This is a genomic window from Terriglobales bacterium (genome assembly GCA_035764005.1).
GTDB lineage: Bacteria > Acidobacteriota > Terriglobia > Terriglobales > Acidobacteriaceae > Gp1-AA112.
Genome location: DASTZZ010000069.1, coordinates 140986 through 167276 on the forward strand (window position 1 = coordinate 140986; position 26291 = coordinate 167276).

Annotated in this window: 18 protein-coding genes; 10 read left to right on the forward strand and 8 right to left on the reverse strand. The window is 51.9% G+C overall.

All coding sequences use genetic code 11. From position 1 onward, the window contains the following. Window positions 1-123 precede the first annotated feature (123 nt). Window positions 124-639: a DUF892 family protein gene (locus VFU50_11530; GenBank protein HEU5233484.1), complete on the forward strand. Its 516-nt coding sequence runs from the start codon at window positions 124-126 to the stop codon at window positions 637-639. Between the two features lie 116 nt (window positions 640-755). Here the strand turns inward: VFU50_11530 and VFU50_11535 are convergent, their stop codons facing one another. Further along, on the reverse strand, window positions 756-1691 hold the full coding sequence (locus tag VFU50_11535) for a BamA/TamA family outer membrane protein (GenBank protein ID HEU5233485.1): 936 nt from the start codon (window positions 1689-1691) through the stop codon (window positions 756-758). Between the two features lie 507 nt (window positions 1692-2198). Here VFU50_11535 and VFU50_11540 point away from each other — a divergent pair. Then, a complete protein-coding gene (locus VFU50_11540) occupies window positions 2199-2567 on the forward strand; it encodes a hypothetical protein (GenBank protein HEU5233486.1) in 369 nt (122 codons plus the stop codon). Window positions 2568-2697: 130 nt separating this feature from the next. Here the strand turns inward: VFU50_11540 and VFU50_11545 are convergent, their stop codons facing one another. After that, window positions 2698-3288 (reverse strand): response regulator, encoded by a 591-nt coding sequence (locus tag VFU50_11545; protein ID HEU5233487.1) that lies wholly within the window; start codon window positions 3286-3288, stop codon window positions 2698-2700. A 226-nt stretch (window positions 3289-3514) separates the two neighbouring features. Beyond that, entirely contained in the window at window positions 3515-4954 is a 1440-nt protein-coding gene (locus tag VFU50_11550) for a trypsin-like peptidase domain-containing protein (GenBank protein ID HEU5233488.1), read from the reverse strand. 929 nt (window positions 4955-5883) lie between these two features. Between VFU50_11550 and VFU50_11555 the strand changes: the two genes are divergently transcribed. Further along, complete coding sequence (locus VFU50_11555; protein ID HEU5233489.1) at window positions 5884-7797, forward strand: PAS domain S-box protein; 1914 nt, start codon at window positions 5884-5886, stop codon at window positions 7795-7797. 22 nt (window positions 7798-7819) lie between these two features. Here the strand turns inward: VFU50_11555 and VFU50_11560 are convergent, their stop codons facing one another. Then, window positions 7820-8800 (reverse strand): M48 family metallopeptidase, encoded by a 981-nt coding sequence (locus VFU50_11560; protein HEU5233490.1) that lies wholly within the window; start codon window positions 8798-8800, stop codon window positions 7820-7822. 134 nt (window positions 8801-8934) lie between these two features. Continuing rightward, entirely contained in the window at window positions 8935-9624 is a 690-nt protein-coding gene (locus VFU50_11565; GenBank protein HEU5233491.1) for a hypothetical protein, read from the reverse strand. Window positions 9625-9821: 197 nt separating this feature from the next. Here VFU50_11565 and VFU50_11570 point away from each other — a divergent pair, with 197 nt between their 5' ends. Then, complete coding sequence (locus VFU50_11570) at window positions 9822-11483, forward strand: mechanosensitive ion channel family protein (protein HEU5233492.1); 1662 nt, start codon at window positions 9822-9824, stop codon at window positions 11481-11483. Window positions 11484-11655: 172 nt separating this feature from the next. Next, entirely contained in the window at window positions 11656-12312 is a 657-nt protein-coding gene (locus VFU50_11575; GenBank protein HEU5233493.1) for an outer membrane beta-barrel protein, read from the forward strand. Window positions 12313-12856: 544 nt separating this feature from the next. Here the strand turns inward: VFU50_11575 and VFU50_11580 are convergent. Together VFU50_11580 and VFU50_11585 are read right to left on the reverse strand one after the other, a co-directional pair. Further along, window positions 12857-13420, reverse strand: coding sequence for a DUF4136 domain-containing protein (locus VFU50_11580; protein HEU5233494.1), 564 nt, complete (start codon window positions 13418-13420; stop codon window positions 12857-12859). 200 nt (window positions 13421-13620) lie between these two features. Beyond that, the gene (locus tag VFU50_11585; GenBank protein ID HEU5233495.1) at window positions 13621-15156 is read right to left on the reverse strand and encodes a mechanosensitive ion channel domain-containing protein; all 1536 of its coding nucleotides are present in this window, start codon (window positions 15154-15156) and stop codon (window positions 13621-13623) included. Between the two features lie 528 nt (window positions 15157-15684). Between VFU50_11585 and VFU50_11590 the strand changes: the two genes are divergently transcribed. The 5 genes from VFU50_11590 (at window position 15685) to aspD (ending at window position 25263) form a co-directional block, all read left to right on the forward strand. After that, window positions 15685-17022 (forward strand): DcaP family trimeric outer membrane transporter, encoded by a 1338-nt coding sequence (locus VFU50_11590; GenBank protein HEU5233496.1) that lies wholly within the window; start codon window positions 15685-15687, stop codon window positions 17020-17022. Window positions 17023-17076: 54 nt separating this feature from the next. Then, window positions 17077-19860, forward strand: coding sequence for a hypothetical protein (locus VFU50_11595; protein HEU5233497.1), 2784 nt, complete (start codon window positions 17077-17079; stop codon window positions 19858-19860). A 50-nt stretch (window positions 19861-19910) separates the two neighbouring features. Further along, complete coding sequence (locus VFU50_11600; protein ID HEU5233498.1) at window positions 19911-21602, forward strand: TrkA C-terminal domain-containing protein; 1692 nt, start codon at window positions 19911-19913, stop codon at window positions 21600-21602. A 246-nt stretch (window positions 21603-21848) separates the two neighbouring features. Next, complete coding sequence (gene aspT / locus VFU50_11605; GenBank protein HEU5233499.1) at window positions 21849-23615, forward strand: aspartate-alanine antiporter; 1767 nt, start codon at window positions 21849-21851, stop codon at window positions 23613-23615. Between the two features lie 16 nt (window positions 23616-23631). Continuing rightward, window positions 23632-25263 carry an aspartate 4-decarboxylase gene (gene aspD / locus VFU50_11610; protein ID HEU5233500.1) on the forward strand — a complete coding sequence of 544 codons (1632 nt, stop codon included), beginning with the start codon at window positions 23632-23634 and terminating at the stop codon, window positions 25261-25263. A gap of 84 nt (window positions 25264-25347) precedes the next feature. On the opposite strand, the gene VFU50_11615 is transcribed toward aspD, so the two are convergent. Continuing rightward, window positions 25348-26283, reverse strand: coding sequence for a transporter (locus VFU50_11615; protein ID HEU5233501.1), 936 nt, complete (start codon window positions 26281-26283; stop codon window positions 25348-25350). Window positions 26284-26291: the final 8 nt, after the last annotated feature.

Here is a 26291-nt window from a genome sequence, read left to right on the forward strand (position 1 = left end):
TTCACTAGTAGTTTTGACAACTTCCCACCTCTGAATCCTCTGCCTTAACCTTAAAGCCGTCTCAACGCAACGTACTCCGCTTCCGTCAGATCAACTCGAATCAAGAACAAAAGGAGAATGACGATGGCAATTAAGAATCCCAGAGAGTTGTTTGTGTATATGTTGAGTAATCTTCAACAAGGCACTGAACGGGCAACGAACCTCGTACAGGAATTCACGACGCATGTGCAGGATCCAGATGTACGCGAAGCGTTGGAAGCGCGACTCTTCATCTCGCGGAAAATTCTCGACACGCTTGATCAATGCTTCAAGGTCATCGAAGAAAAACCAGTAAAAACCAGCAGCCGGCTATATGACGCCTTCCTGGAAGATTTCCGCAGCGAAATAGCGGAAATCCAAAGCCCGACGGTTCGAAACCTGTTCGTGCTGGCAAAAGCGAACCAGGTGACGCACCTTCGCATTGCGGAGTACAGATCATTGATTGCCGCAGCCGACATCTCCGGTCATTACGCGGTGGGAGTCCTGCTTGAAAGCTGCCTTGCCGACAAGTTGGCGTTTGTGGAACGTAGCCGACGTCTGGTCCAGAGCCTGGCCGCGACGAAAGTCGCCGAGAAAATGGCAGCAAGATCGGCGGCATAAACCGTGGCAAGGTTCACGAACATTGAATTTAGTTCGAACCTTTAGGATGCGACGGATCGCGAGTCACGCGATCCGGCGCATCGTTTTGAGTTCCTGGTCGATTAGATGGCGGATGGTTAAAAAGCCTCGCTTATTCCCATGCTTACAGTATGTTCATTCTTTCCAGCAGCTATATCAGCCCGAAGGTTCACGTGATAGGACTTACTTAGGAGGAACCGTATCCCTCCTCCGCCAGCAGGAAGAAACGAGCTGCTGTAAAAAAACTTCCGCGCACCAGGTGCGACACCGCCGATACCGCCAAAGCCTACCACGCCAAAGCGCTTGGGCAGGGACACTCGATATTCCAACTGAGTTGCTACCATGAAGCGGTCGATGTATCGCCCAGCTTCGTAGCCGCGCAGTTCGTTATGGGTGCCATAGATGCAGTTTCCATAGAACGGCGGATCGCCGCCAGTCGCACAAAAATGTGCGTTGTATGCGAGAACCTGCTTATTTGTTAAGCCCCAGTATTTATTAAAAGTAGTGCGAAAGGACTGAAACGAGTACTTGCTCCCAAGCGCAGTGTCGAAGAAGTCTGAAGTGAACTCGAACATCGTACCGGCTCGTGGAAAGAAGCGATTATCGCGTGTATCGCGATTAATAACGAAGCCGAGTGACGTTAATTTCGTATCCAAACCAATATCCGGCGGAACGGAGGCGCCAAGGTCTCCATTTGATCGAGTTACAACTGATGAGTGTCCAGCAATTATCCGCGGGCCAACAAAGAACTGCCATTTGATCCGGCGCAGGATCTCTCCGAGGAATACAGACCCTTCTTGTGTCAGGGGCAGCTTTACTCCCGCATTCCCCGCTCCGACACCAATTCCGTACAGGTTGTAATTCAGATTGCCTTGAAGAAAAGCAGAGGTGACGCGGTAGGTATCTCGCTTCAAGTACAACTGTCCGGCAAGGGCAAAGGCGCGGCTGCCATTATCGGTAATCAAACCTGCCGCTCCGAGAACCGATGGAGGCGAGACTTGATCCTCCTTATCGACACGAAAAATGTATCCCACAACTGGAATGATTCCGGTGCCTAACGCAGGGCTCGATACGGGAATGGGAGCGATCACGAACTCGCCACGGCGTTTTTTGGTCGTGCCGGAGTTCTGTGACGAGGATGTGCCAACGGATGGCGATTGGGTGGAGGAGGGCTTATCTACTGTTTGTCCGATTGACAAGCCGCACAACAGACACATTCCCATCAGATGTGCGACAGCTATTCGCGTAAACCAGAAATCATGAAACCCACGTGCTGTAAAAGAAAAACACAAGGCTGCTCTTCTGCAATCAGAATTGTTCGAAAGCCCGATTTTCGAGCCCGCACCACTCGAGAATGAGTCTCTCGATCACTTTCAACCATGCACGAGTTCACGCCACCCGTCAGAATTAACAGCCCGAACAATCTTGCTAATAGTCCGTCGCGCTAACTATCAGTTCTGCCAGTCGCTCAGGAGTTGCTGCGCGACTATCGTAAAACGGAATTGGTGAATTGTCCTTAAGGGTAGATCCAGGAGGTGTTCGTGTACGTCCGCGGCATATCTGCACTGCTTTTATTCTGCTTCGTTGCCGTTGTTGTTTCGTCGGTCTTCGGTCAAGAACATCAATCCAAATGGCAGGTTGGGACCATCATGGCGGTAGCGAAACATCCTGGGGAGGATGACCAACATCCGCGCGATCGAAAATATGATGTTTCCGTCAAAGTGGGCCAAACAATGTATGTGGTTGTTTACACTCCGCCGGACGGCCTCGATACGGTCACTCATCGCGCCGGCTTGGACTTCCTGGTGTCGGTTGGGCCCAAGACAATTGCCTTTAACAATTTACTGGGACGCAAGATCGAAGTGCCCATCATTAGCCAGAAGCCGCTGATACTTACAGCTCAGCAATAGCCCGAATTGTAGATGAGCCATGCATCGCACTGGTCAAGCGTTCACTTCAAAGGAACCAACACTCTTAAATCATGCGCTGATTTGGATGGAAATCAGTTATTTGGATTCAGCAAATGATTTTCGAGAATGCTTACCGAACGTTAGCGAAATACCGCGGCCGCGATCTCGAGCGAAAAGAAGGAAGCTCACGGAATTTGTGAGCGTTGCAATCATCCTCCTGATTGGAATTGTTGCTGGGCTCGCAGTATGGTTCCTTGCGTAGAGCATCGTTCGAATCACCATTTTGACCATGCAGCGAACGGGCGAGACATGACTCGAATGGACGATGAGCTGAATAACTGTTTATGTACAAAGCTCCGTTGCTGACTGACTTCAGCGCCTGAAGCAGCTCGCGACCGACATCAGCCTTCCTGATATATGCCCAGGCACCGGAGCGGAATGTCTCGGCAATGATTTCAGGCGAGTCCTGTTGCGAGAGAAACAGAATGCGTGCATGAGGCGCAACATGCGCAATCCTTCGGGCAGCTTCAATTCCCCCGAGCAATGGAAGATCAATGTCGAGCAGAATAATGTCCGGCTGCAGCTCTCCGGCTTTCAGTACTCCAGCGATTCCATCGTGTGCCTCGGCGGCAATCTGAAATGAGCTGTGGGTCTTTAGGAACTGCCGAATGTAGTCGCGGAACAGGCCAAAATCTTCGATATGCAAAATCTTTGTGGTCAACGAGGGCAGCTCCTTTTGCGTTGCCTTCAAATCGAAAAGGGCCAAGCGTCGTTTGACCAGTGAAGATCATGTCATTCGAAGAAGGCAGCAACGCAAGAATCACTGCCGATATTAATGGGAGGTTGCTGGGGAGTCGTTGCCCAGGTGCAACGTTAACACCGACGGTGGTGTGAAATGCCGCAGATGCGCGGAAATGAAAGCCGTTGTTGGGTGAGTGTTGCTCGTTTCACTCAACTTCTGCTACGACGTACAGAAGTTGCTTCTTGCGCTCCACCTTCAATACGACAGGAGAACCAGAGGGTAGTTTCGCCAGCATCGCTCTGAGTTCAGCGACACTGTGTACCGCACTGCCATTCACGGCATGAATCAGGTCTCCCACATTGAGTGAAATTTGCATGTCGTCTCGTCTCGAGCATCTTCCTGTCACTAGAACGCCGGACCGCATGCGTATTCCTGGAACCGTAGCTGCCACGGTATTGTCCACGTCCAGGCCTATGATGTTTAACGCGCTTATTAAATCTTTGTCTACATCTACGGCTTGGCTGCCAGGATCCAATTCGGGAGATTTCTCAGCAACCTTTACCGTCACATTAAGCGATTTAGTTCTGCGCAGCAGCCGAAGTGACATGAAGTCACCTGGTCTTTTTCGATACATCAGAGTGATAAATTCCAGAGCGCTCTGGACTACTTGACCGTCCGCGGCCGTAATGATGTCGTCCGATTGAATTCCCACGCTTTCTGCAGGAAAACCGGGACGTACATCGGCGACAATGACGCCAGTTGCACGTGGCAGTCTGAGCCCCTCCGCCATGCTCGGAGTGATGGTTTGGACATTCATGCCCAGATCCCCCTCGACCACACGTCCGGACTGTCGAATTTGCTCATAAACAAACTTTACGGTGTCGCTGGGGATCGCAAGTCCGGCACGTTCCGCCTTCAACATAGCGGTGTTAATTCCTACAAGATTGCCGGTGGTATCCACTAGCGCTCCCCCACTGTTTCCTGGATTGATTGCTGCGTCGGTCTGAATAAATACCACTGGAGTGCCAGGATCGATCTGGCGCCCGACGGAACTGACAATTCCAATGGTCGCAGTGTTTCGCAAGCCAAGCGGGCTACCGAAGGCAATTACCATCTGACCCTGTCGCAGATTTTCGTAGTTCGCAAACTGTAGTGTCGGCAAACGAGAACCATGGATCCTCAAGACAGCCAAATCTGTTTCTTCGTGCACGCCAACGATCTCAGCTTCGAAAGTTTTTCCCGGCGATTCGGTGTAGGTCCGAGCCGACACATCGGATGACTGAAAATCATCAACAATAACCTGAACACGTTTCGCTCCATCCACCAAGTGCGCATTTGTAACAATGTAGCCATTCGAATCGAGAATGACTCCTGCACCCACGACATGCTGCTTAACGATAAGGCGGCCGTTGTCGTCGTCGCTGTCGTCTGAGTCGTCATCTGCGCCGTACCCAAATACCTTAATTTCGACAACTGCCGGCGACACCTTTTCCGCGAGATGCTTAAGAGAGTTGTTGAGCTGATCGAGTAAGTTGTCCTGCTGACGGGCGCTTTCAGCATGGGCCGATTGAAGTGATGCTGCAGCGATCAGAATAAGTGCTAAGGTCACCATGCCGCGGAGCCCCGGGATATTTGCTAGTTTCATGATCAACCTCCTTCACTGCTGCTTCACCGAACTACAGTCAAAGTAGTCGAAGCTACGACAGTACCGGATGTGGCTTGGATCGTAGTGGTTCCTGCTTTTCCGACTGCAGAAGCCAAGCCGGTCTTGCTTATTGTTGCGATCGATAGATCCGATGATGACCAGGAAACCCCATTCGTAATGTCCGTTACGGTGCCATCACTGAAGAGACCTGTGGCCGAGAACTGTTGGGATCCCTGGCTAACAGTAATTGAAGGATTGGCGGGATTAATTTCAATAGAAACCAGAGGAGAGCTTGTGATTGTGACTGTCGTCGATCCCGTGATACCTCTTTCACTTGCGGAAATCGTCGCGGAACCAGGAGCGATGGTGGTTGCAACCCCGCTATCGTTAATAAACAGCACGTTAACGTTCGAAGTTGTCCAGACCGGGGACTTCAGCACACCGGTGCTGCCGTCTACATATGTAGCAGACGCCGTAAATTGCTGTTTGAAGCCAGTGAGTAACGAAGGCGCGGGAGGGGTAACTGTTATTGACGCTATCGGAATGTCCCAAAAGCCCTCGCAAGACAAACACCAGAACGAGAGTGAGAGCAGGAGAGCCCAATGCAATACGCTTTTGGCAACCATAGCGACCGTCGAATTATTGGGGTGTACCACGCAAATGCTAGAAAGCTCAGTACGAGGCTGCTACTGTCAAAAGTGCAGAAGCACGAGAGAACGCGACGTGGGCGATGGACAATTTTTCCCGAAGGCACAACGAGGGTCAATGTGAGCAAATGCGTGTCTGTCAGAAATGCGAGGTCCTGGTCTGTAATAAGTGGCAGTAACGCTGCCATTTCAATCGAATTAGATATGTACTTAAGATGATTTAGCCTATCCCTATCTAATCACGGTTATCTTAAGATTCCGACGCGGGTTGCGATACGTAGCATGCCGTCTTTGTTCACAGGCACGAATAGTTGTTGCAGCGTTGTTCGCGCCGAGCAACTCGCGATGGAAGGTTCGGACTTTCTCCGATGTTTATATGAGCGCGCGCACTTCGGCATCGTTCAGATTGCATCCGACGGCAACGTGAGGTGGGCGAACATTGCGCTGTGTCGCATGTTGGGATACACCCAGGAGGAACTTTGCGGTAAGGCGCTCGAAGAAATCGTTCTTCCCCACACCTGCTCGCATCACATTTCGCTTTTAAGAAAGCTTCTGAGTGATGGATTTGGGCACTTCGAGATCGAAGAGCGTTTTCTTCACCACAAAGGCTTTGCGGTGAGCGCGATCGTCAAGTCATTAGTCGTCAATCGCAATGGGCCAGAATCCTACTGCACCAACATCGTCCGTGACATCAACGAAACGGGGGCTATGAATCACGAATGGATGCTCGCTTCCACCACAGATATGACCGAACGCAATCGTGCACTGCAGAGCCTGCAAGAGAGCGAAGAGCGGTTTCGTACCATTTTCAACGACGCTCCAACTGGTATGGCACTAACCTCCACATCCGGACGTTTTATCTTTGTTAACAAAGCATTGTGCGACTTCCTCGGGTACGGGAGGAACGAACTCTCTGCAAAAGACCTGCTTGCGATAACTCACAGCGAAGATAGAGAACCGACTCTAAGTGAACTGCAGCGAATGGAATCGGGCGATGATCGTAACAGCACTGTCGAGACTCGGTACGTTCACAAGAATGGACAGGTCCTCTGGGGTGATGTACGGAGATCTCTTATTCGCGATTCCGGAACCAAGAAACCGCGATATATCGTGTCACAGATCGTCGACATTACAGAACGCAAGCGCATGGAACAGAGCTTGCGCGAGACCGAGGTACGCTTCCAGATCATCGCAGATTCCGCTCCTGTGCTGATATGGATGGCCGATCCCGATAAGAAGCGCACGTATTTCAATCGGCGATGGTTAGAATTCACCGGCCGGAGTTTGGAAGAGGAGCGCGGAGACAGCTGGATGGAAGGCGTTCACCCGCAGGATCTCAGCAACGTGCGGGAGATCTATTCAAACAGCTTCGATCGGCGCGTCCCGTTCAACCTTTCTTATCGTATTAAGCGAGCTGATGGCGAATATCGATGGCTTCTTGATACGGGAGCGCCTAGGTTTGATCCTGACGGCTTATTTGCCGGTTACATTGGCTCCTGCATTGATGACACTGATCGGCGAATGGCGGAAGATGTGCTACGAAACATCAGCAGAAGGTTGATCGAAGCTCAAGAAAATGAACGGAAGCGAATTGCGCGCGAGCTTCATGATGATATCAATCAACGCTTGGCGATGTTGGCAATCGAGCTTCAACAACTCGATTCCGCGCCTGTGTTTCACACAAAACGCCACGAACGAATCGAGCGATTACTGAAGCGAACGATGGAGATAAGTTCTGATTTGCAGGCATTGTCGCACGAACTTCACTCGGTAACATTGGAGCATCTGGGCGTCGCTGCGGCGATGAGAGGATTTTGTAATGACCTTGCACGCCACCAGAAAGTGAAAATTGAATTCACTGAAAGGGGTCTGCCCGGCACAGTCCCACCAGACATTGCCCTGGCTTTGCTCCGTGTGCTGCAAGAAGGTGTACACAATGCTGTGAAACATAGCGGAGTCCGCAAATTACAAGCAGAGCTAATTGGAAGACCCGGCCAGATTCAACTGGCGATTCGCGATCTAGGTGTAGGATTCGATCCCGAGCAGGCTGCCAAGAGTGTGGGCCTTGGATTACTCAGCATTCGGGAGCGCATTCTTCCTTTCGGTGGCACGCTGGCGATTACTTCTAAGCCTAAACAAGGAACAGAGCTACTGGTGTGCGTTCCCGTTCAGTCCTCGCTGGAGGAGCGAGCTTAGAACCAGCACGCTCACCACGCGTTCAATTGGAAGTTGAACCAGGGAGTCTTCGTCTCAATCCGGGTTCATGCGATTTTCGTTCGGATTCTGCTTTGTGTGGGCCTGCAAGAGCAAGCAGGTAAGCTTTGATTTCATCAAATCGGGACGTGTTTACAACATATAAATCGCGCCCAGGAAAGATCCTTGCGATCTCTGCCTGGCTTTTCTTGATCCGTGTTCTGGTTAATGGATGTGTCGAAAACAGTCCATCCCATTTCCCCGTGCGCTTTTCTTCAGCACTAGATCGTTCGAGGAAGGCGACAAATGCCTGCGGATCGTAACCGGCTGCATATAGGTATTCCAATCCCAGATAATCAGCCTCTGATTCGAAGCCGCGGGAAAACTTGAGCATTTCCATTGGTTTTACAAAACCAACAGCTAGCTGTATCGCTTGTCCAATCATTCCGCCGCCGGCAACGTTTAATGGAAGCGATGCGAGGCTTAGAAGATTGGCCCTTGTCATCTGTCGCGTGGCATGCCGAGCAGCCACGTGTGCAACTTCGTGAGCCATGACTCCGGCGAGTTCCGCTTCGTTTTCAGAACGGATAATGACGCCGTAATTCACGTATAAAAACCCACCCGGCAAACTGAACGCATTAAGGTCATCGGAATCCACCACTCTAATCGTAAATGGAATTTTTGCATCGGAATGCCGGACCAGGGCTTGCCCAATGCCATTTACGTACTCTGTAACGGCACGATCCTCAAAGAGCTTTATATTACCTTCGACTATGCCGGAGCATTCTTTTCCCAGCGCGATTTCGCTTTCGATAGAGTACCAATTGCCGAAGCCCCGGTGGCCGACGTTACGATGTCCGATGCGCGTAATGTCATCCTTTGCAGACAGGTGCTTGGAGATTTGTGGAGCATTGGAGGCAGAACTCGAAATGGGCACCGATTGGGCTGAGGCGAGGCTTAGTAACATCGAACAAAACGTTAGCGGAACTAGAAATTTCGTTTTCATGGCCGAACAGGGGCGACGCCGCCATCGATGAAGTGTCCGCGACTACGGTCAATGCTCTCCCGACACACATATCCAATGAACTGATAAGGTTGCCAGAACGTTAGCTGCGTACATGACATGCCGACCCTAGCCGGCTAGCGACAGGAACCATCATCCGAATATTTTCCTGCCGCCAGCATTGCGCTGAGAAATCCTGAGCAGGCTGAAAGCTCCTGGTAGTCGGCATCCTTGTCCAGGCCGTCTCCACTTAGCGAATAATTCGCAGTGTTCATGGCTTTGCGGGCATCCACGACTTTGTGTTTCCAGTTATCAACCTGATTGAAGTGATTGGTTAATAAGCGCAATGCATCACGATCGGGCTGAGTTGAAGCCTCAACACTTGCAAGATGTAGGCCCTCAGCAGCGCGATCGTGAAACACCCCCAGACGACTCCCATCGCCTGGTATCGCGCGTTGAAGAGCATGCGCAATAGTCGTGTGCCATTCTTTAATCAGTCCTAAATCTTTCAACGCTGCTGCCATGAATTGTCTTGTCATTGCTTCGGGAACCTGTGTGGGCTCAGATGGAGTGGAAACCGCTGGTAGCGTAAGAATGAGCTGATTGTCTGTAATTTGCGTTGAGCCGTTTCCGATTCGTGCAAGCGCATCGATATCAACAAATGTTTGCCCACTAATTCGATAGACTATGATTGTTCCGCTGTGACCATTGACGATCAGCGTAACTTCACGAACATCTGACTGCGATAACGCAATCAGAGACACACTCATTATTAGGGCCACAACCATGACTATTTGTGAGCTGCGACGTGTGACGGCGCCCAACATTCTTAAGCTCCCGCACCAACTTCCTGCAACGCTCTGAACTGATAAACACAGGAATACATGGCATAGCGTTTCTTGCGTTACTGTCAAAACATACGGGACACTCCTTGATTCTTGGTGCTGCTGCTAGTCCTGCCAGTCTCGGTTCTTCTTAAGCGCAACCACAATTGCCAATGTTAAAGTTCTGCTGTGCGTATTCTATGGAACGTGCATTCCACCGCTGCTGGACTGTCACATGCCTCATTTTGATGTCGTGCCTGACGGCGCCCGGATGGGGGCAATTAGGAGTTCCATCTACTCCGGCGCCTACGCCGCCGGCACAAAAAGATCCTCTCGGACGCAGTACCCCCCGCGGTACAGTCCTCGGATTCTTAATTGCAGCCGGCAAAGGCGACAATCAAATCGCCGCGCAATATCTCAATGCGCGAGATGGAGCGAAGACGACCGCGAATCTTGCAGCGGAACTTTTTGTCGTTCTGAACAGACGCTTGCCGGCGCGTCTTAATGAAATCAGCGATCGCCCCGAAGGCACTGCGACCAGTCTGCTCAGGCCTGATTTGTATTTGGTCGGAACTGTAAACGGCACCAGCCTTGACGTAACGCTTGAACGCATCGATAAGAAGGATACAGGACCAATTTGGCTCTTTTCTCGTACGACGCTGGAAGCAATTCCAGAAATCTACGAGGAAACCCACCAAGTTTCTATTGAAGACGTTTTTCCTGCAGCACTTGTCAATAACTATTTATTGGGGGTTCCGGCATACGAATGGCTGTTTGTGTTTGTCGGTCTACCACTCGTTTATTTTGCCACTGGGCTGCTCAACCGCCTGCTGGTGCCGATAGTTGGCTGGGCTTTTCGACGCTTTCTTAGACAGGTTTCGCAAACTCCCAAACAGGTGCTGCCTCACCCCATCCGTCTATTGATTGTGGCGGGATGCATTAGATGGTTGCTCTCGGCCGTAGGTCTATCGCTCATAGCGCGGCAGTTCTGGTCGACGCTGGCAACCTTGATCAGCATTTGCGCTTCCGTTTGGCTTTTGATCTTCGTGAATCGCAGAAGCGAGCGGTATGTTCGTTTTCGGAGCCATAATAGAAATTCCTCGGGAGCAGCATCGGTGCAACGCCTGCTGCGCCGATCCATTGATTTGATACTCGTGTTTGCGGGATTCCTGGTCGTGCTCCGGCACTTTGGAATTAGTCCAACAGCCGCACTGGCTGGCCTCGGTGTTGGAGGTATTGCGATCGCCCTGGCAGCCCAGAAGACGCTTGAGAATGTGGTCGGAGGGATTTCGCTTATCTTGGACGAGGCGGTGCGTGTCGGAGATGTTCTGAAAGTTGGCGAAATCACTGGGACCGTAGACGATATCGGCTTGCGATCGATCAGGATTCGCACCTTGGATCGCACTATGCTCGTTATTCCCAACGGCCAACTCGCGAATATGAATCTCGAGATCATTTCGTGTCGTGATAAGTTTTGGTTCCATCCAATCATCGCTGTTCGATATGAGACGACGCCTGCACAGATAAGTTTAATGACGGAGAGTGTGCGGAATTTATTGATAACGAGTCCCTACATAGACCGGGATACTGTGAGAGTGCGATTCTTACAAATGGCCAGCTTCTCGCTGAATATCGAAGTATTTGCCTATGTGTTTGCGATCGATTGGAATCAATTTTTACGGATGCAAGAGGAGCTGTTGCACGGGATTATGGCTATCGCACAGCAAGCTGGAGTTCAGTTTGCTTTTCCCTCTCAAACAACCTACCTCGTTACCGATCCAGGCCATAAAAGCTCTTCTGACGCGATACTGTCGGACCAAGCTCTCAGTAGCACAGCGCGAATGGCCGCAACAGCTCGGTAACTGCTAACTCCACTCTGCTTATACATCTACTGTCAGCCTGTAACTCTTGCCAGTCGCTCCTTCTGGTCGGCGTCATCTACAGTGCTGATTGATATCAATGTCTTATTGATATCGATAAGTTGGAAGGTGACTCGGCTTGCCTTTCGGACTCACTGAGAAAACGGAGAACAAAATGACCTTGAAAAACCTGTTTGTTTTTGCAACGGTTCTGTTGCTTGGAGTGGCGGCAATGGCGCAGGAGTATCCAAAGGCAGAGCTCTCTCTAGACTACTCCTACATGCACTTTGCCCCAAGTCAGGCATTCACGCAAAACAAGAGCCTTAACGGCGGTGGCGGAGCATTCGTCTATAACTTCACTTCCCATCTTGGTGTGAAGATGGACCTTCAGGGATACGGCAGCTTCACCGATAGCTTTACTATTCCTGCCAGCCCATCTCTTCCCTCGGGGGCGCACGGAAGCGTGTCAGGCAACCTGTTTACCTATCTTTTTGGTCCGCAGCTCAAGTTCCGCGGCCAGCATATGGAACTGCTTACGCATGCTTTGGCCGGTGCTGCACACAGCAACGTCTACGGCAGTGCGTTCAAAACAATCTGCCAGCCTACCGCTACAGGCTGCCCTGGCGTGCAGAATTCACCGTCGAACAATGGCTGGGCAATGATGCTCGGTGGCGGACTTGATTTTCCAATCAACCATGTTGTCTCAATCAGGCCCGCTGAGTTTGACTACGTGCTCACACGTTTTGGCAATTTCTTTACCGAAGAAAATGCTAATCAGAACAGCTTTCGGTATTCGGCTGGCGTGGTCTTCAATTTTGGTCACGGTCAGTAAACTGAACGGAGACTCCGCTAAGCGAAGGCTCTGCCTGCTCCATAGCGCGTGTTACGATCCTGCGCGCTGGATGTCGACAGAGCCTTTGTTGTCGGCGGCAAAATGGTTCCCGAGCCCTCCGAACATCAATGCGCACGCCGGATAAAGCGATCGAATCCCAAGCTAATTGCGATTCCATTTCCCAGGATAAGTATTATCTAAGCGCTTTTCAGGCGACATTTCGCTTCGCTCCGATTTGAGTTCAGTGTTTTAGCAGCGGCCGATCTCTCCGCGATGCGTACGTCTTCTTGGCAGGAGGCGTTGCGGAAGGGTGCAAGAAGCACTTAGTGAGCGATTATCGGACTGCGTAAACGTGAAATGCTCCAAGAGTAGAATCCAAGTTCATCCAGCGTCTGGAGCGGCAGAGGAGCAGCGCCACCGCCGACGAAAGGATCAGGGCAAAAATCACGCGCAGTGTCGCTGCTTCCGGGAGTACGTCAATGAAAGGCTCGAATTGCAGGCTTTAGCACGAGGGAGCCAACTGTTAAGAAAGCACTAGGTCCCCCTATTTCTTGGCGCCTGGAGGATAATTCTTGAACAGCTTCGCAACAGCTTTGTTCAGATTTTTTTCCTGTTTATCGGGCTTGGCCTTCTGATCCAAGGTCTTACTGGCAACACCTCTCCACACTAGACTGTGGTTGGCAGAGTCGTACATGTCAACGGCTAGCTGGCCGGTATAGATAGTCGATGTCTGTCCGGTAGTCATCGAGGATCCACCGGCGCCCCCATACCATCCACCACGATACCAACCGCCTCCATATCCCCAATCGGTGCTATACGACGTAAATTGCTTATCTTGGCCGATCGCAGTCTGGTAGCCGACGAACAAATCCGCCTGATCCGAATCAACTTTGCTGAGCCCTTTTGCTGCTAATTGCGCGTCGATCGCCGCTCTCACCTGCCGTTCGACGAGTTCGTTAGGTGTTTGAGCTCCCTTGATTGGCACCCATTTGTAGGTCTTAAATTTGCTGAAGTCCGCGCTCTTGTCGAAGTTATAGCGAACATCCTGTGCAAATAAGGATGTTACCGCCAGCAAAAGCACGGCAGATAAGCAAGTGATTCTCGACATAGACTTCTCCAGTTCTAGATTTCAATAAAACTGCCAATTCCAGAGCCTGGGTCGATGGTGTTTCACACGAGTCACACAGGCATCTTGATTCAGGCTGTTCGTCAGGATGGTAGACGGCCAAAGCTGTCGAGGGCCACTGACAAAGGTTACAGCTTACAGAGGTAGAGATTCGGTGAGTACGGGCAAACGTACCACGATATTTAGCTTGCGACTCCTGCATTCATCGTGGTATCGGGAACAGCGGTCTCGCTGACGTTAGCCGGCGGATCGAACCAATGGGCCTTCGGTACGACTTGGGGTTCAATAGGATCTCGTCGATAATGCGGGGTCATGATCTGCACTCCATATTCATTAAATACATCCTGAATCCGCCGGTGCAGCAAAGCCAGCATTGGCACTTTCTCCTCGGCGCGGTCGAGATATGCGTTTAATTGATATTGAACCGCATAGTCGCCGAGGGCTGTCTGCAAGACAAATGGAGCTGGAGACCGTCGAATTCCTTCCGTGTGCTCTGCGGCGAGAAGCAACATCGCTTCCACTTGACGCCAAGGGGCACTGTAGCCAATCGTGACTTCTGTGTGAACAATCACGCCTGTGGTCTTCTGTAGCTTCGAATAATTCTTAGTCTGGGTTGTCACGACAAGCGAATTCGGAATATTTACTACTTCATTTTTTATAGTACGGATCTTGGTCGATAACGCGCCTACCTCGATGACGACACCCTCGGTCGCGTCGATGCTGACGTAGTCGCCGGCCTTAAAAGCGCGTGAATACATAAGCAATATCCCACAAAGCGCCTGTCCAAAAACACCTGAAGATCCAAGAGTCACGAGTAGTCCCAGTAGAACGGATATACCTTTAAAAGCGTCGGTTTGACTCCCAGGCAGGTTCGGATAAGCCAACACCAGGCCGAATATCCAGATGCCTGCCGCCACCAATCGACGCGTGGGTGCCGCGACCTCAGGATGAATGAGTTGCAGCGTAATCTCTCCGGACTTTATGGAATAGAAGAGCTTGTTGATCGCTCTTGTTGAGACATAACAGGCCGCCATGATGATCGCCACCATTGTTAAGCCGGGAAGCGCACGTGCAATGGCACTCCCAACCTGAAGCAGAAGCAATAGAGCCTTTCTGCTGAAGGTTTCTCCCCACGGACGGGTATATGGAAATCGCTGAAGGATAAATGTGAGCCACAGATTGGCAACGCCTAGTTCAAGTCCAATGACTGACAGCAGAATGAACGTGCGATACGCGCCGCGGCTGATTCGGGCCAGGGCTGTAAGACGTTCTCCGGCCTCCACCGCGAAGCGGCGATGATGGTCTACAAACCGTTGGAACGCGATCCGCATCTTGTGCATGATCAGCAAGAACACGAGAAAACCAACGGTTGCTCCGGAAGCAAAGATGATGCTTTCAACGAGACCGGTCATGCTGCGAGCTTCAAAAGATTCTTTTATTGCAACGTTCAGCCGTCGTTGCGCTTCTTCAGACACTTGCTGAATGGTTTGCCCCGACGTCGGGTCTAAATCTTCATAGACGATGGCGAATGCGAGGTTGCCTCCCATGTAGAAGGCTACGCCTTGGGAAATCGGCTTCATCGCCACCAAAGGCGGAGTCGCACTCCCTTTTAGGATTTCATTCACTCTCGCCCCAATGTCTTTTGCCCGCATGGCAGGGATAAATCCGCCCACGGTGGCACGCAGCATAACTATGTCACGGTTGTGAATTCGCAACATCGTTTCCAACTCCGGCGTGCCTTTAATTTCGATGCTCGAGTGTTCGGGCGAGAGTTTAGATACGTCTTGCGCAACCACGATTCGTATTAGCAGCAGGAGCAACGCTGCGCACCATCGCAGCTTTGACAGCTGACACAAGCGCGGCGTTTGATTCATGAGATCGATCCGACTTCCTGCATAATTCGTTCAGCTTAGACAGTGTGCTTCCACAGAGTAGGCTGCGCTGCTATGACCTTCTATTGGCACTTGTAACAGTAATGTACCTACATATGGATCGAGTATTGCTCTCGAGTGCCTGGCTAAGTACCGGCTGCAACTTTTGACAGTTTGTAACAAGTGCCGTCAACGAAATACTTAACCACACTTCTACCGTTACGGAGTGCACCTGTGATCTTTACTCGCAAATATCTTTCTCGCATCTCCATATGCCTTGCATTGTATGCAACCGTATCTTATGCGCAAAGCTCAGATCCCGGCCCCACTGGCGTCGAGGATTTGCAAAAACAACTTGAGAATCTGAGGAATCAAATGGCAGACGTGCAGAACCAGCTCAATCGACTTTCCGCACGACCTGCCGAATCGCAGAGTGCGGGCGCGGCCAATGCGCAGCAGTCGTCTGACCAGCAACAGAAAGAAGAAGTCATTGAAGAGCTGAGCAAGCAGACAAAGCACGCCACAGGAGAAGCGGTGGCCGGCTACGAAACATATTCTCAAGATTCTCAGGCTGCCCCGCGTCTGGACAATTCTCCTCTCGATCCGAATTTTCCAGGATATTTCCGACTTCCAGGTACAAAGACGCTTCTGAAAATCGGGGGCTACTTCAAAACCGACTTTATTCGCGACCTCAGGCCCGCGGGTGATACCGAACGCTTTATTCCATCGGGTATTCCGGTGCCGGCAAGTGGAGGCGGAACCAACTCGACAGTGTCTGTCCGGCCCACCCGGTTGAATATGGATTTCCTCATTCCCCTGGAAGACCTCGGGAGCGTCAGGTTCTTTGTTGAGGGCGATCTTTTCGGGTCCAGTTCGACTACACCGCGCATGCGCCATGCATATGCACAGATGAAGAACTTTTTGATTGGGCAAACGTTTTCAAATTTCCAGGATCCCGATTCAGGGCCGGATCAACTCGATTTTCAAGGACCCAACGCGCAGGTCTCGTTACGCAATCCACAGTTCCGTTACTCGATTCCCCTTGCCGAAAAGACCAGCTTCAGACTTTCTCTCGAAAAGGCGTCGTCGGACATCGCGTTCAAAACTCCAGAGTTCAATGCATTACCAAGTAACCAGGCGCCTGACGGAACGGCCACCTTTCGGCACGATATGGACAAAGGCCACGTTCAAGTCTCCGCATTACTTCGAAGTGTTGGAGCCTTCTTACCAAACGGAGTCAGTGACTCGGTATTTGCGTGGGGATTTAATTTCACTGGATCTCAGAAAACGTTCGACAAAGATACCTTTGTCTATCAGGGAGTTTACGGAAATGGCATTGAGCGGTATCTCAACGATACGTCTGGGCTGGGTATCGATGCCGCAGTGAAGAGCACCCAGGATCCACATCTCAAAGCAGTGCCCGTAGTGGCTGCATATGGAAGCTATCAACATTTCTGGGTTGACAAAGTCCGATCATCGGTCATGTACGGCTTCGTACAGGTCGATAACACTGATTTCCAGCCCGGCACGACGTTCCATCAAAGCAATTACACAGCAACAAACATTATTTGGAACGTTGTTGGATCTCTGAACGTAGGTACAGAGTTTCTGTATGGATGGGTAGTAAAGAAAGACGGCTCTACAGGCACGGCGCCTCGCCTAATGCTGAGTGCCAAATATAACTTCGTCAAAGCTGGGAGCTCTGGAAAGTAGCTTAGAGTCCGGCCGGAAAACAACAAACAGCCAGACACGTTACGGAGGAGTGTGATGAGTACTGCAGCAAGTGCATCGGGCGTTCGTGTTGATCAGTTCTTTACCGCAGCAGAGGCTCGATTCGATCGCTGGAGGAAGTTGCTCGATGCAGCTCGTGCCTGGGAAGGCGGGACAGAGAGAGATTCCAGTTCGGCGGCGACAGCCTTCCAAGAACTAAAGCAGTGGGAGGACTACTTCGCCTATCCCGGCCCAGTTTTGATGCGCGATCTGGGCGCAGCCATAGCATCGAATGACTCGAGGCGGACAAGTCGTTTAGCACAGCTGATCAACATGGCTCTGCTGACGAATTCTTATCGAAGCAACGCAGCTGACTGGGAAGGAGAAGAGCAGCCCGTCAGACTTGGAGACCGAATTCCTGGAGCAGATGAATCGGCTGTTCATCGCCCCTATTTTGAAGTCCTTGTTGTGACACCGGTGAGGCAAGAGGCCTGGCCTGAGATGGCACAGGAATACAAAAAGCTCCGCCGACCTCACGATAAGTTCATCTACGAGCTTGTTTTCGTTGGCAGTATTGAAGACGCTATCCTCGCGTCTATTTTGAACGGAAATCTGGAGGCGGTAATCGCCTCGGATGGCGTTGCATTCCCCTCGTCGCACAACGCGCCAGTCCTGCGAGAGTTCCTGGCAGGAAACTTGCCTGCAAACTCGTTCAGCGGACGTTCCGGTGCCCAGACTGTAGAACTAGCCAAAGCACTAAAGCAGATTCGTCCCGAACTCGACATATTTCTTCTCAGTGGAAGCGAAGTAGAAAAAGTTGCGGGAGATCTCGCGGCAGCCGCATGCATTCGGAGAATTTTTTATCAGGTCGAGGAGCCCGTCGAATTGCACTTGAGCATTCTTGATGCAATCGCTGATCGATATGACACGCCTTACTTCGACAATCTTCAAAAATATGCGCAAAGGCCAATCGGCACGTTTCATGCTCTGCCCGTAGCACGCGGAAAATCCATCTTCAAGTCGAACTGGATTCGCGATATGGGCAGGTTCTATGGGATGAATCTGTTTCTGGCCGAATCATCGGCGACTACCGGCGGCCTCGATAGCCTGCTGGAGCCCACCGGGAATATCAAGATCGCACAGGACAAAGCAGCTCGCGCATTTGGAGCAGATCATGTGTTCTTCGTGACCAATGGCACTTCTACTTCCAACAAAATGGTCGAGCAGGCTTTGCTGGCTCCGGGCGACATCATGCTGGTCGATCGAAACTGTCACAAGTCACATCACTATGGCGCGGTACTTTCCGGAGCGCTTCCCCTCTACCTTGAAGCTTATCCTTTGACAAAGTTTTCAATGTACGGTGCGGTACCGCTCAGCTCCATCAAGAAATCCCTTCTCGAACTCAAAGCAGAGGGAAAGCTCGATCGAGCTCGGCTTCTCGTCCTTACGAACTGCACGTTCGATGGTCATATCTACAATGTTGAGCGGGTGATGGAGGAGTGCCTTGCCATCAAGCCCGACCTGATCTTTTTGTGGGACGAGGCGTGGTTTGGATTCGCGAGATGGAGCCCATTCTATCGACGACGAACCGCCATGGGTGCTGCAGCTATTCTCGAGCGTAAGTTCGCAGAGCCCGCGTATCGCCTTGCCTACGAAGCACAAAAAAAGAAACTGGGAGACCTGGATCTATCCAACCCAGAGGTACTGAAGACTCGTCTTCTGGCCGACCCCGACAAGGTGCGCTTGCGGGTATACCAGACGAACTCTACCCACAAGTCGATGTCGTGCCTGCGCCAGGGATCGATGGTATTGGTGAAAGATCAGGACTACCACACTGTGGAAGAGCAGTTCCATGAGGCGGTATTTACTCACGCTTCTACTTCGCCCAACTTGCAGATCATCGCGTCGCTTGATGTAGCGCGCCGGCAAATGGAGCTTGAAGGATACGAGCTTGTAAATCGCGCGATTCAATTAGCTCTCGACGTGCGCCGCGAAGTCAATTCGCACCCGCTCGTTTCAAAGTATTTTCATGTGGCCGGAGCAGACGAAATGATCCCCGAGGAGTTTCGGCTTTCGGGCTTCGTCGATTACCGGGTACCGGGAACGAACTGGGCAACGGCGGTGAAATCTCTGCGAGAGGATGAAGTAGCGCTCGATGTCACGCGGCTTACACTCGTGTGTGGCAGCGCAGGATTCGATGGCACGCAATTCAAGAATTTGCTCGCCGCGGACTATGACATTCAATTGAACAAGACATCGCGCAACAGCGTTCTACTGCAAACCAACATCAATAACACTCGCAGCGACATCGCTCATCTCCTCAAAGTTCTGGTAGAGATTTCACAGAAAATTGAAGGCAAACTTCAGCGTGGTGGTAAAGAGGCTCAGCAAGCATTCGCCACACGAGTAAAGGCACTAATGGAAGATGTGCCGGATCTCCCGAACTTTACTTCTTTCCACAATAGTTTCCGAAAAAGCCCCGCCAGCGCGACCAGCGAGGGCGATGTACGCTCTGCGTTCTTCGGAGCATACCGAGAAGAGCAGTGTGAACATGTGAAGCTATCGAGCTCGGACATTGACAAGCGGCTCAAGGACGGTCCCGATCTGGTATCCGCGAATTTCGTGATTCCTTATCCTCCCGGATTTCCGATCATGGTTCCAGGGCAGGTGATCAATCGTGAAACGATCGATTTCATGCGCAAACTCGACGTAAAAGAAATTCACGGATTCACTGCGTCGCTTGGCTTGAAGTTGCTCAAGCCCGCATATCTCGAAGCTGCAGGTGGACATGGGCGGGCGGTTGAGGAACCAAAGCGAGCTACACGCACTACTGCTGCTTGACCCACGAAAGTTGACGTTGTCGAGCAAACTATTGATCTGAGTGCGATGGAATGGAATGGCTGGCAAAGTTGTTCACGAAATATCCCGAAATGGGCGTCTACTTTGCCATTGGCCTCGGGTACGTGATCGCGCGTCTTAAGTTTCGGGGCGTCGGACTGGGTACGGTCACGTCCTCCCTATTGGCGGGAATTTTCCTCGGCAACTTTTTCCACGTACCCGTATCCGATCAGGCAAAAGCCATTTTGTTTCTGCTGTTCCTTTTTGGGATCGGATACTCCGTCGGTCCGAGCTTTTTCCGAAATCTTAAAGGTGAGGGATGGCGGTGGGCCACGCTTGCTGTCTTTGTTCCGGTGATCGGCCTGGCAACCGCATATGTGGTTGCACGTTTCCTCAAGCTTGATCCTGGGTTCTCAGCAGGCTTATTGTCAGGCTCATTGACGGAATCGCCGGTGATCGGCACTGCGAGCGAAGCAATCCGCGGCTTATCTCTTGCGGAGGAACAAAAGCAAATATTAATCGGCCACATAGCGGTTGCAGACGCAATCTGCTACTTGTTCGGCACCATTGGTGTGATCTGGTGCTGCAGCAGTCTCGGACCCAAACTCTTGGGCATCGACTTACGAAGCGAGTCGAGAAAATTGGAAGCTAGCCTGGGGATTAAACGGTCGAAGTTTGGCGTCTCTTCAGGATGGCAGCCTATTGGAATTCGGGCATACACAATTGCCCAAGATGCACCTGTCATAGGACAAACAATAGCGGCCGCAGAGAGGTCTGTTCCCGGTGCGCGTCTCTTCGTGGAACGCATTCGACGTAATAATGAAATATTCACTCCAACCGGAACAGCGGTTTTCGAGGCTGGTGACACCGTAGCGGTGCTCGGTCGAACCGAAGTGCTGGTGAAGGTGCTTGGTCCGAAATCAAGCGAAGTTCCTGATCCAGAATTGTTGGAGATCCCCGTAGCTTCTTTTGATCTCTACGTTAGCAATAAAGCGGTCGCAGGCAAGACACTGCGAGAATTGGTTGAAACTTTCGACGAAACACGAGGTGTTCTTCTACGAGGAATCATGCGGGGCGGAAAATCGATGCCGGTGGGCACTAATGTTCGTCTAGAGCGCGGCGATGTTCTTCAAGTCACGGGCGTGGAGCAGGCGGTCGAGAAGCTGGCACCTATTGTCGGAATGAAACTGGAACCGGTAGAAGAAGCGGACTTTTCGATTTTGGGCATTGCAGTTTTCATAGGCATTTTGTTCGGAGCGTCCTTGACCATTCCTGTAGGGCACTTGAGGATTACTCTTGGCACTAGTGTCGGTACATTACTGGCCGGCTTGATTGTCGGATGGATGCATTCGGTGCGCCCCTGGTTCGGACGGATGCCGCATGAAGCAATCCTGTTCATGAAGTCTCTCGGGCTCGCCGCCTTCGTAGCCATGATCGGCCTTAAAGCTGGACCTATTTTCGTTCACACTCTCAAAGAATCGGGTTACTTGTTGTTCTTAGGCGGCATCATCGTTACTCTCACCCCTCTCATCACGGGCCTTTACTTTGGACGCTACATTCTGAAACTGAACCCAGTACTTCTGCTGGGAGGACTGGCAGGAGCTCAAACGATGATCGCGGGCGTTGCTGCAGTGCAGGACAAATCGGACAGCTCGGTATCGACACTGGGCTATTCATATACTGCAGCGATCGGACACATCCTGCTGACTACCTGGGGAACAGTAATCGTGTATTTAATGAGCTAGCTCCTGGAGCCGCGCCGCGAATCTCAGCCCTGCTTCATTTTCCAACCTGCGAAGTTTGCCAGTTGTTGAACCTGCCATTCATTCCGAAGATGGGGATCGCAAGCCGCTCCTGAGCTGATCGGCGCGCCGTACTTCTTGCGCGCTCAATTTCTCAAGGACAAGCCTGCTCAAAAGAGCTCCGTCATGAGGCTCTCGCTTCCCTGCTCTTGATATGCGCGGAGCGAGCCAGAACAGAGGTGACTAGCGATGTTTAGTTGGTTCGCAGCTACGCTCCGGCAATATCCGGAGATCGCCATTTTTCTGACACTTGCATTTGGCTACTATTTTGGGAAATTCACGTTCCGCGGCATTGGGCTCGGATCGGTTACCGCTACGCTCTTGTCCGGAGTCCTTATTGGCCAAATCGGGATCACCATTTCGCAACCTCTGAAAGCCACTGTTTTCCTGATGTTCTTGTTTGCAGTCGGTTACGGCGTCGGGCCGCAATTCGTTCGCGGAGTAGCCAAAGACGGAGTACCTCAAGCGATCTTTTCGGTTGTCCAATGCGTACTCTGCCTGGCAGTGCCCGTTGTAATCACGAAGTTGGCAGGCTATGACCTGGGATATGCAGCCGGACTCTACTCCGGCTCGCAAACTATTTCCGCAGCGATGGGTCTTTCAACTGACGCGATCAACCGATTGGGAATGGCTGCCGACCAGGCAAAAGCTCTGCTCGATTCCATGCCTATTGCCTATGCCGTGACTTACATGTTCGGAACGGTGGGTTCGGCAATTGTCATTGCGTTATTTGGGCCGGCGCTGCTTCGGTTTGACCTTGAAAAAGCCTGCAAAGATTACGAGGAGAAGCAGGGTGGAACTAAAGAGGTTGGAGGAGCAGGCACAGCCTGGCACCGATGGGAAGTGCGTGCTTTTCGTATATTGCCGAACAGTAGAGTAAATGGCCTGCGTGCCGCCGACGCGGAAGCCCTGATTCCTAACGCACGTGTCTTTGTTCTGCGAGTGCGACGAAACGGCGTGATTGAAGAGGCAACAGCAGACACGGTTCTACGCGAAGGCGATGTTGTGGCCATAGTCGGCGCCCGTGAAGTGCTAGTAAACCTCATCGGAGAGCGTGCAAAGCTGGCTGCCGTCTCAGGCGGGCGTGAGAGCGCTCTCACTGGCAGCGTTCAGCCGCCGGTCGAAGTTGATGATCCGGAACTACTGGGTGTTCCAGTTGAAGGTGTAGACGTTTGTGTCACTAAGAAAGAGGTGGATGGAAAAACGCTCGCCGAAATCGCTCAACAAGGCGGAGCGCGCGGCGTTTTCCTGCGCAAGATCACACGCGGCGCAGTTGCTACTTCGATTCCGGTGCTACCGAATACGAAGATCTTTCGCGGCGACATTCTGAGCATCGTGGGCCGCACTCAAGATACGAATGCGGCGATCAAAATGCTCGGCGTACCTGATCGGGCTACCGACGTGGCCGACGTAGCTTTTATTGGCGCCGGTGTTGCGATCGGTGCGCTGGTAGGTGCGGTGGTTTGGAAAGTAGCGGGAATTCCACTGACGCTTTCAACCGCCGGCGGCGCCCTTATATCGGGACTTGTCTGCGGCTGGCTGCGCTCCGTTCGGCCGACGTTTGGGCGCATTCCGTCTTCGACCGTCTGGTTCATGAACTCGGTCGGTCTGAACATTTTCATTGCTATCGTCGGGATCTCGGCTGGCCCGGGATTCGTGAATGGACTGCGGACACAAGGCATCAGCCTGTTCCTCTGGGGCGCGGTCGCGACTACTGTGCCGCTCGTTTTGGGCATGTACATCGGGAAATACATATTTCGTTTTCACGATGCGATCTTGCTGGGCATTGTCTCCGGAGCCCGCACTACGACAGCTTCGCTGGGCCTGGTTTGTGACCGAGGAAAGAGTCAGGTTCCTGCCTTGGGCTACACAGTCACTTATGCCGTAGGTAACACCTTCCTAACTATCTGGGGCATGGTTCTAATCGTGCTCTTAACCTTCGGAGCTTCGAAGTAATCATGAGGAGAAAATCATGGACGATATGGAGTTGCGCAAGTTCGAGAGCTTAAGTCCGTTCGAGATCAAGGACGAACTCATAAAACTGGCTAAGAAAACGTCACGCACTACACAATCTGCATTTCTGAACGCCGGCCGCGGCAACCCCAACTGGATCGCGACCACGCCACGAGAGGGTTATTTTCTACTCGGCCAGTTCGCTATCACCGAGAGCAAGCGGGTGATGGAGCATCCTGCAGGTCTTGGCGGAATGCCACAGGCACAAGGCATCGCAGGGCGTCTAGAAACCTGGGTTACAAAACATTCCGAAATGCCAGGCGCCAACTTCCTATCATCAATGGTGAGGTTTGCCGTTAAGAAGTTTGGCTTCGAGCCCGATGCATTTGTGCACGAGCTGGTGGACTCGATCATCGGCGATAACTATCCGGTTCCTGATCGAATGCTTGTCCACAACGAGCGCATCGTGCACGAGTACCTGATGTGGGCCGTCTGCGGCGATCCTGTACCGACGGGCAAGTTTGATCTCTTCTCGGTCGAGGGTGGGACGGCTGCGATGTGTTACATCTTCAAATCCTTGAAGAACAACCGCCTGCTTCGTTCGGGCGACACTATCGCGTTGGGTACGCCCATCTTCACGCCTTACCTGGAGTTGCCGCATCTTGAGGATTACGGGTTGCATTTCATAAATATCGCGGCCCCGCAGGAAAATCGTTTTCAATTTACAGATGCGGAGATCAAGAAGCTCGAGGATCCCAAGATCAAAGCTTTCTTCGTCGTCAATCCAGGAAATCCCACCGGCATGGCGCTGAGCAGGGAGGTAATTGGCAAGATCGCGAACTTAGTCAAGACGAAGCGACCTGATCTGCTCATATTGACAGACGATGTATACGGTACGTTTGTTGAGAACTTCCGCTCTCTGCTCGGCGAGCTCCCACACAACACCATCGGTGTGTACTCCTATTCGAAATACGTCGGCTGCACGGGATGGCGACTCGGGGTAATTGCGATACATGAAGACAACATCTTCGACAAGCGAATTGCAAGCCTTCCAGAAGCCGAGTTGAAGGCGCTCGATAAGCGCTACGGCGCGCTTACTCTCGAGCCGCGCAAAATTAAGTTCATTGATCGCATTGTGGCTGACAGCCGCGATGTTGCTTTGAACCACACTGCTGGACTCGCTTTACCTCAGCAAGTGATGATGACTATGTTCTCGCTCGCTGAGCTGATGGATGTTAATAAGCAATATCAGAAAGCTTGTATGGAGATCCTGCATCGGCGGGCTTGGGCGTTGATCGACGGCTTAGGACTTGAGGACATCACGCCCAATCCTCTATATGACGCCTATTACGGTCTGATCGATTTCGAGTTCTTTGCGCGCAAGAACCTGGGAGAGGAAGCGGTCGAGTACCTCAAAAAGAACGTGCACCCGCTCGATCTCGCTTTCCGCCTCGCTGCGGATCGCGGCATTGTCCTCCTGAACGGCGGAGGCTTCGAAGCTCCCGACTGGTCATTACGGGTGTCGCTGGCAAATCTCGATGATGAGGTTTACGAGGAGATCGGGCGCGGCGTTCGGTCGATCGCGCGAGGCTATCGAGATGCATTCGAGGCTGCCAAACGGGCCGAGAAAACTAAAAGAGCAGCCGCTTAACCGAAGAGCATTGGGACGCAGGGCTTCGATTTCTTCACTCTGCGCCCCGTTTTTATTCAGTTCATCCGTCCTTTACTCAGGCTTTTACTTAGGCTTTCCTATCCAAGAGTACTGCCAGCCAATAGAGACGTTCTGGAAATTTCCACCAAACCTGACGTAAGCACCCCTGCTGTAGCTGAATTTCAGTGATTGGTGAGTGGTGAGCGGTACTGAGGTCGTGGCTCCAAGTCGGGAGTTTGACTGCAGGCTCGCCGGATTTTCAATTCCATTGATACTCGCTTTTCCTCCGCGCCAGAAATTAGCGTCCAAGGATGCCCACAGACGGGGTCGAACATCGTAGCTGAGGTGTCCCTCAAAGGTACCGACAGGCGCTTGCGACTGAATGTTTGTGCCGGCAGAAAATTGGTTTTGAGAAAAGAAGTTGTGGTTGTCGGTGAAGAAGACGACTCCGGAATACGCATCCACAATCCAGTGCCCCCATCGGCGCGACAGGCCGAGTTCCGGTTTGAAAACCCAACGATTGCCTCCAGGATTGATCAACTTGGTTGGGTCATATTGTCCGGTGGGAGCAACGACCTTAAGACTCGCTCCAATAAGGGTTTTCTGTTTCCATGATCGGAATTTTGGAGCGGAAAGCGCGGGTCCACCCAGCAGGTTCACTGAGAATCGAAAAATGGTGTCCACAAGGCCGGAACGATATGCGTTGTGCTCCGCGCCAATTACTTTGCCGCGGAAGTTTCCTATGGCATACGGAAGAGAGGCAGTGGCATTCGCAGATCGTCCGAAAAAGCTTAGGGAGTGATAGAGACTCAGGGTCGAAACGGAGACTCTGCCTGTCGAGTCTGTAATCGGGACCGAGCCATCAAACAGAATGTCGCCGTCGAAAAAGGAGGTTGAAAGTACGATGGCGTTCGAGCTAGTGGGAGTTATTACGTAAGCTCTCGGTGTCAGGTCTTGCGCGAAGCAGGCGGTGGACAGAATCAGCGTTGCGAGAAATGAACGCGCACCTCGAATCTTCACCGTAGGGC

Bases quoted from the DNA above. Each gene is read 5' to 3' on its own strand.
- VFU50_11530 (HEU5233484.1), top strand. From the start codon at position 124: ATGGCAATTAAGAATCCCAGAGAGTTGTTTGTGTATATGTTGAGTAAT.
- VFU50_11550 (HEU5233488.1), bottom strand. From the start codon at position 4,954: ATGAAACTAGCAAATATCCCGGGGCTCCGCGGCATGGTGACCTTAGCA.
- VFU50_11555 (HEU5233489.1), top strand. From the start codon at position 5,884: ATGCCGTCTTTGTTCACAGGCACGAATAGTTGTTGCAGCGTTGTTCGC.
- VFU50_11560 (HEU5233490.1), bottom strand. From the start codon at position 8,800: ATGAAAACGAAATTTCTAGTTCCGCTAACGTTTTGTTCGATGTTACTA.
- VFU50_11565 (HEU5233491.1), bottom strand. From the start codon at position 9,624: ATGTTGGGCGCCGTCACACGTCGCAGCTCACAAATAGTCATGGTTGTG.
- VFU50_11570 (HEU5233492.1), top strand. From the start codon at position 9,822: ATGGAACGTGCATTCCACCGCTGCTGGACTGTCACATGCCTCATTTTG.
- VFU50_11575 (HEU5233493.1), top strand. From the start codon at position 11,656: ATGACCTTGAAAAACCTGTTTGTTTTTGCAACGGTTCTGTTGCTTGGA.
- VFU50_11580 (HEU5233494.1), bottom strand. From the start codon at position 13,420: ATGTCGAGAATCACTTGCTTATCTGCCGTGCTTTTGCTGGCGGTAACA.
- VFU50_11585 (HEU5233495.1), bottom strand. From the start codon at position 15,156: ATGTTGCGAATTCACAACCGTGACATAGTTATGCTGCGTGCCACCGTG.
- VFU50_11590 (HEU5233496.1), top strand. From the start codon at position 15,685: ATGGCAGACGTGCAGAACCAGCTCAATCGACTTTCCGCACGACCTGCC.
- VFU50_11595 (HEU5233497.1), top strand. From the start codon at position 17,077: ATGAGTACTGCAGCAAGTGCATCGGGCGTTCGTGTTGATCAGTTCTTT.
- VFU50_11600 (HEU5233498.1), top strand. From the start codon at position 19,911: ATGGAATGGCTGGCAAAGTTGTTCACGAAATATCCCGAAATGGGCGTC.
- aspT (HEU5233499.1), top strand. From the start codon at position 21,849: ATGTTTAGTTGGTTCGCAGCTACGCTCCGGCAATATCCGGAGATCGCC.
- aspD (HEU5233500.1), top strand. From the start codon at position 23,632: ATGGACGATATGGAGTTGCGCAAGTTCGAGAGCTTAAGTCCGTTCGAG.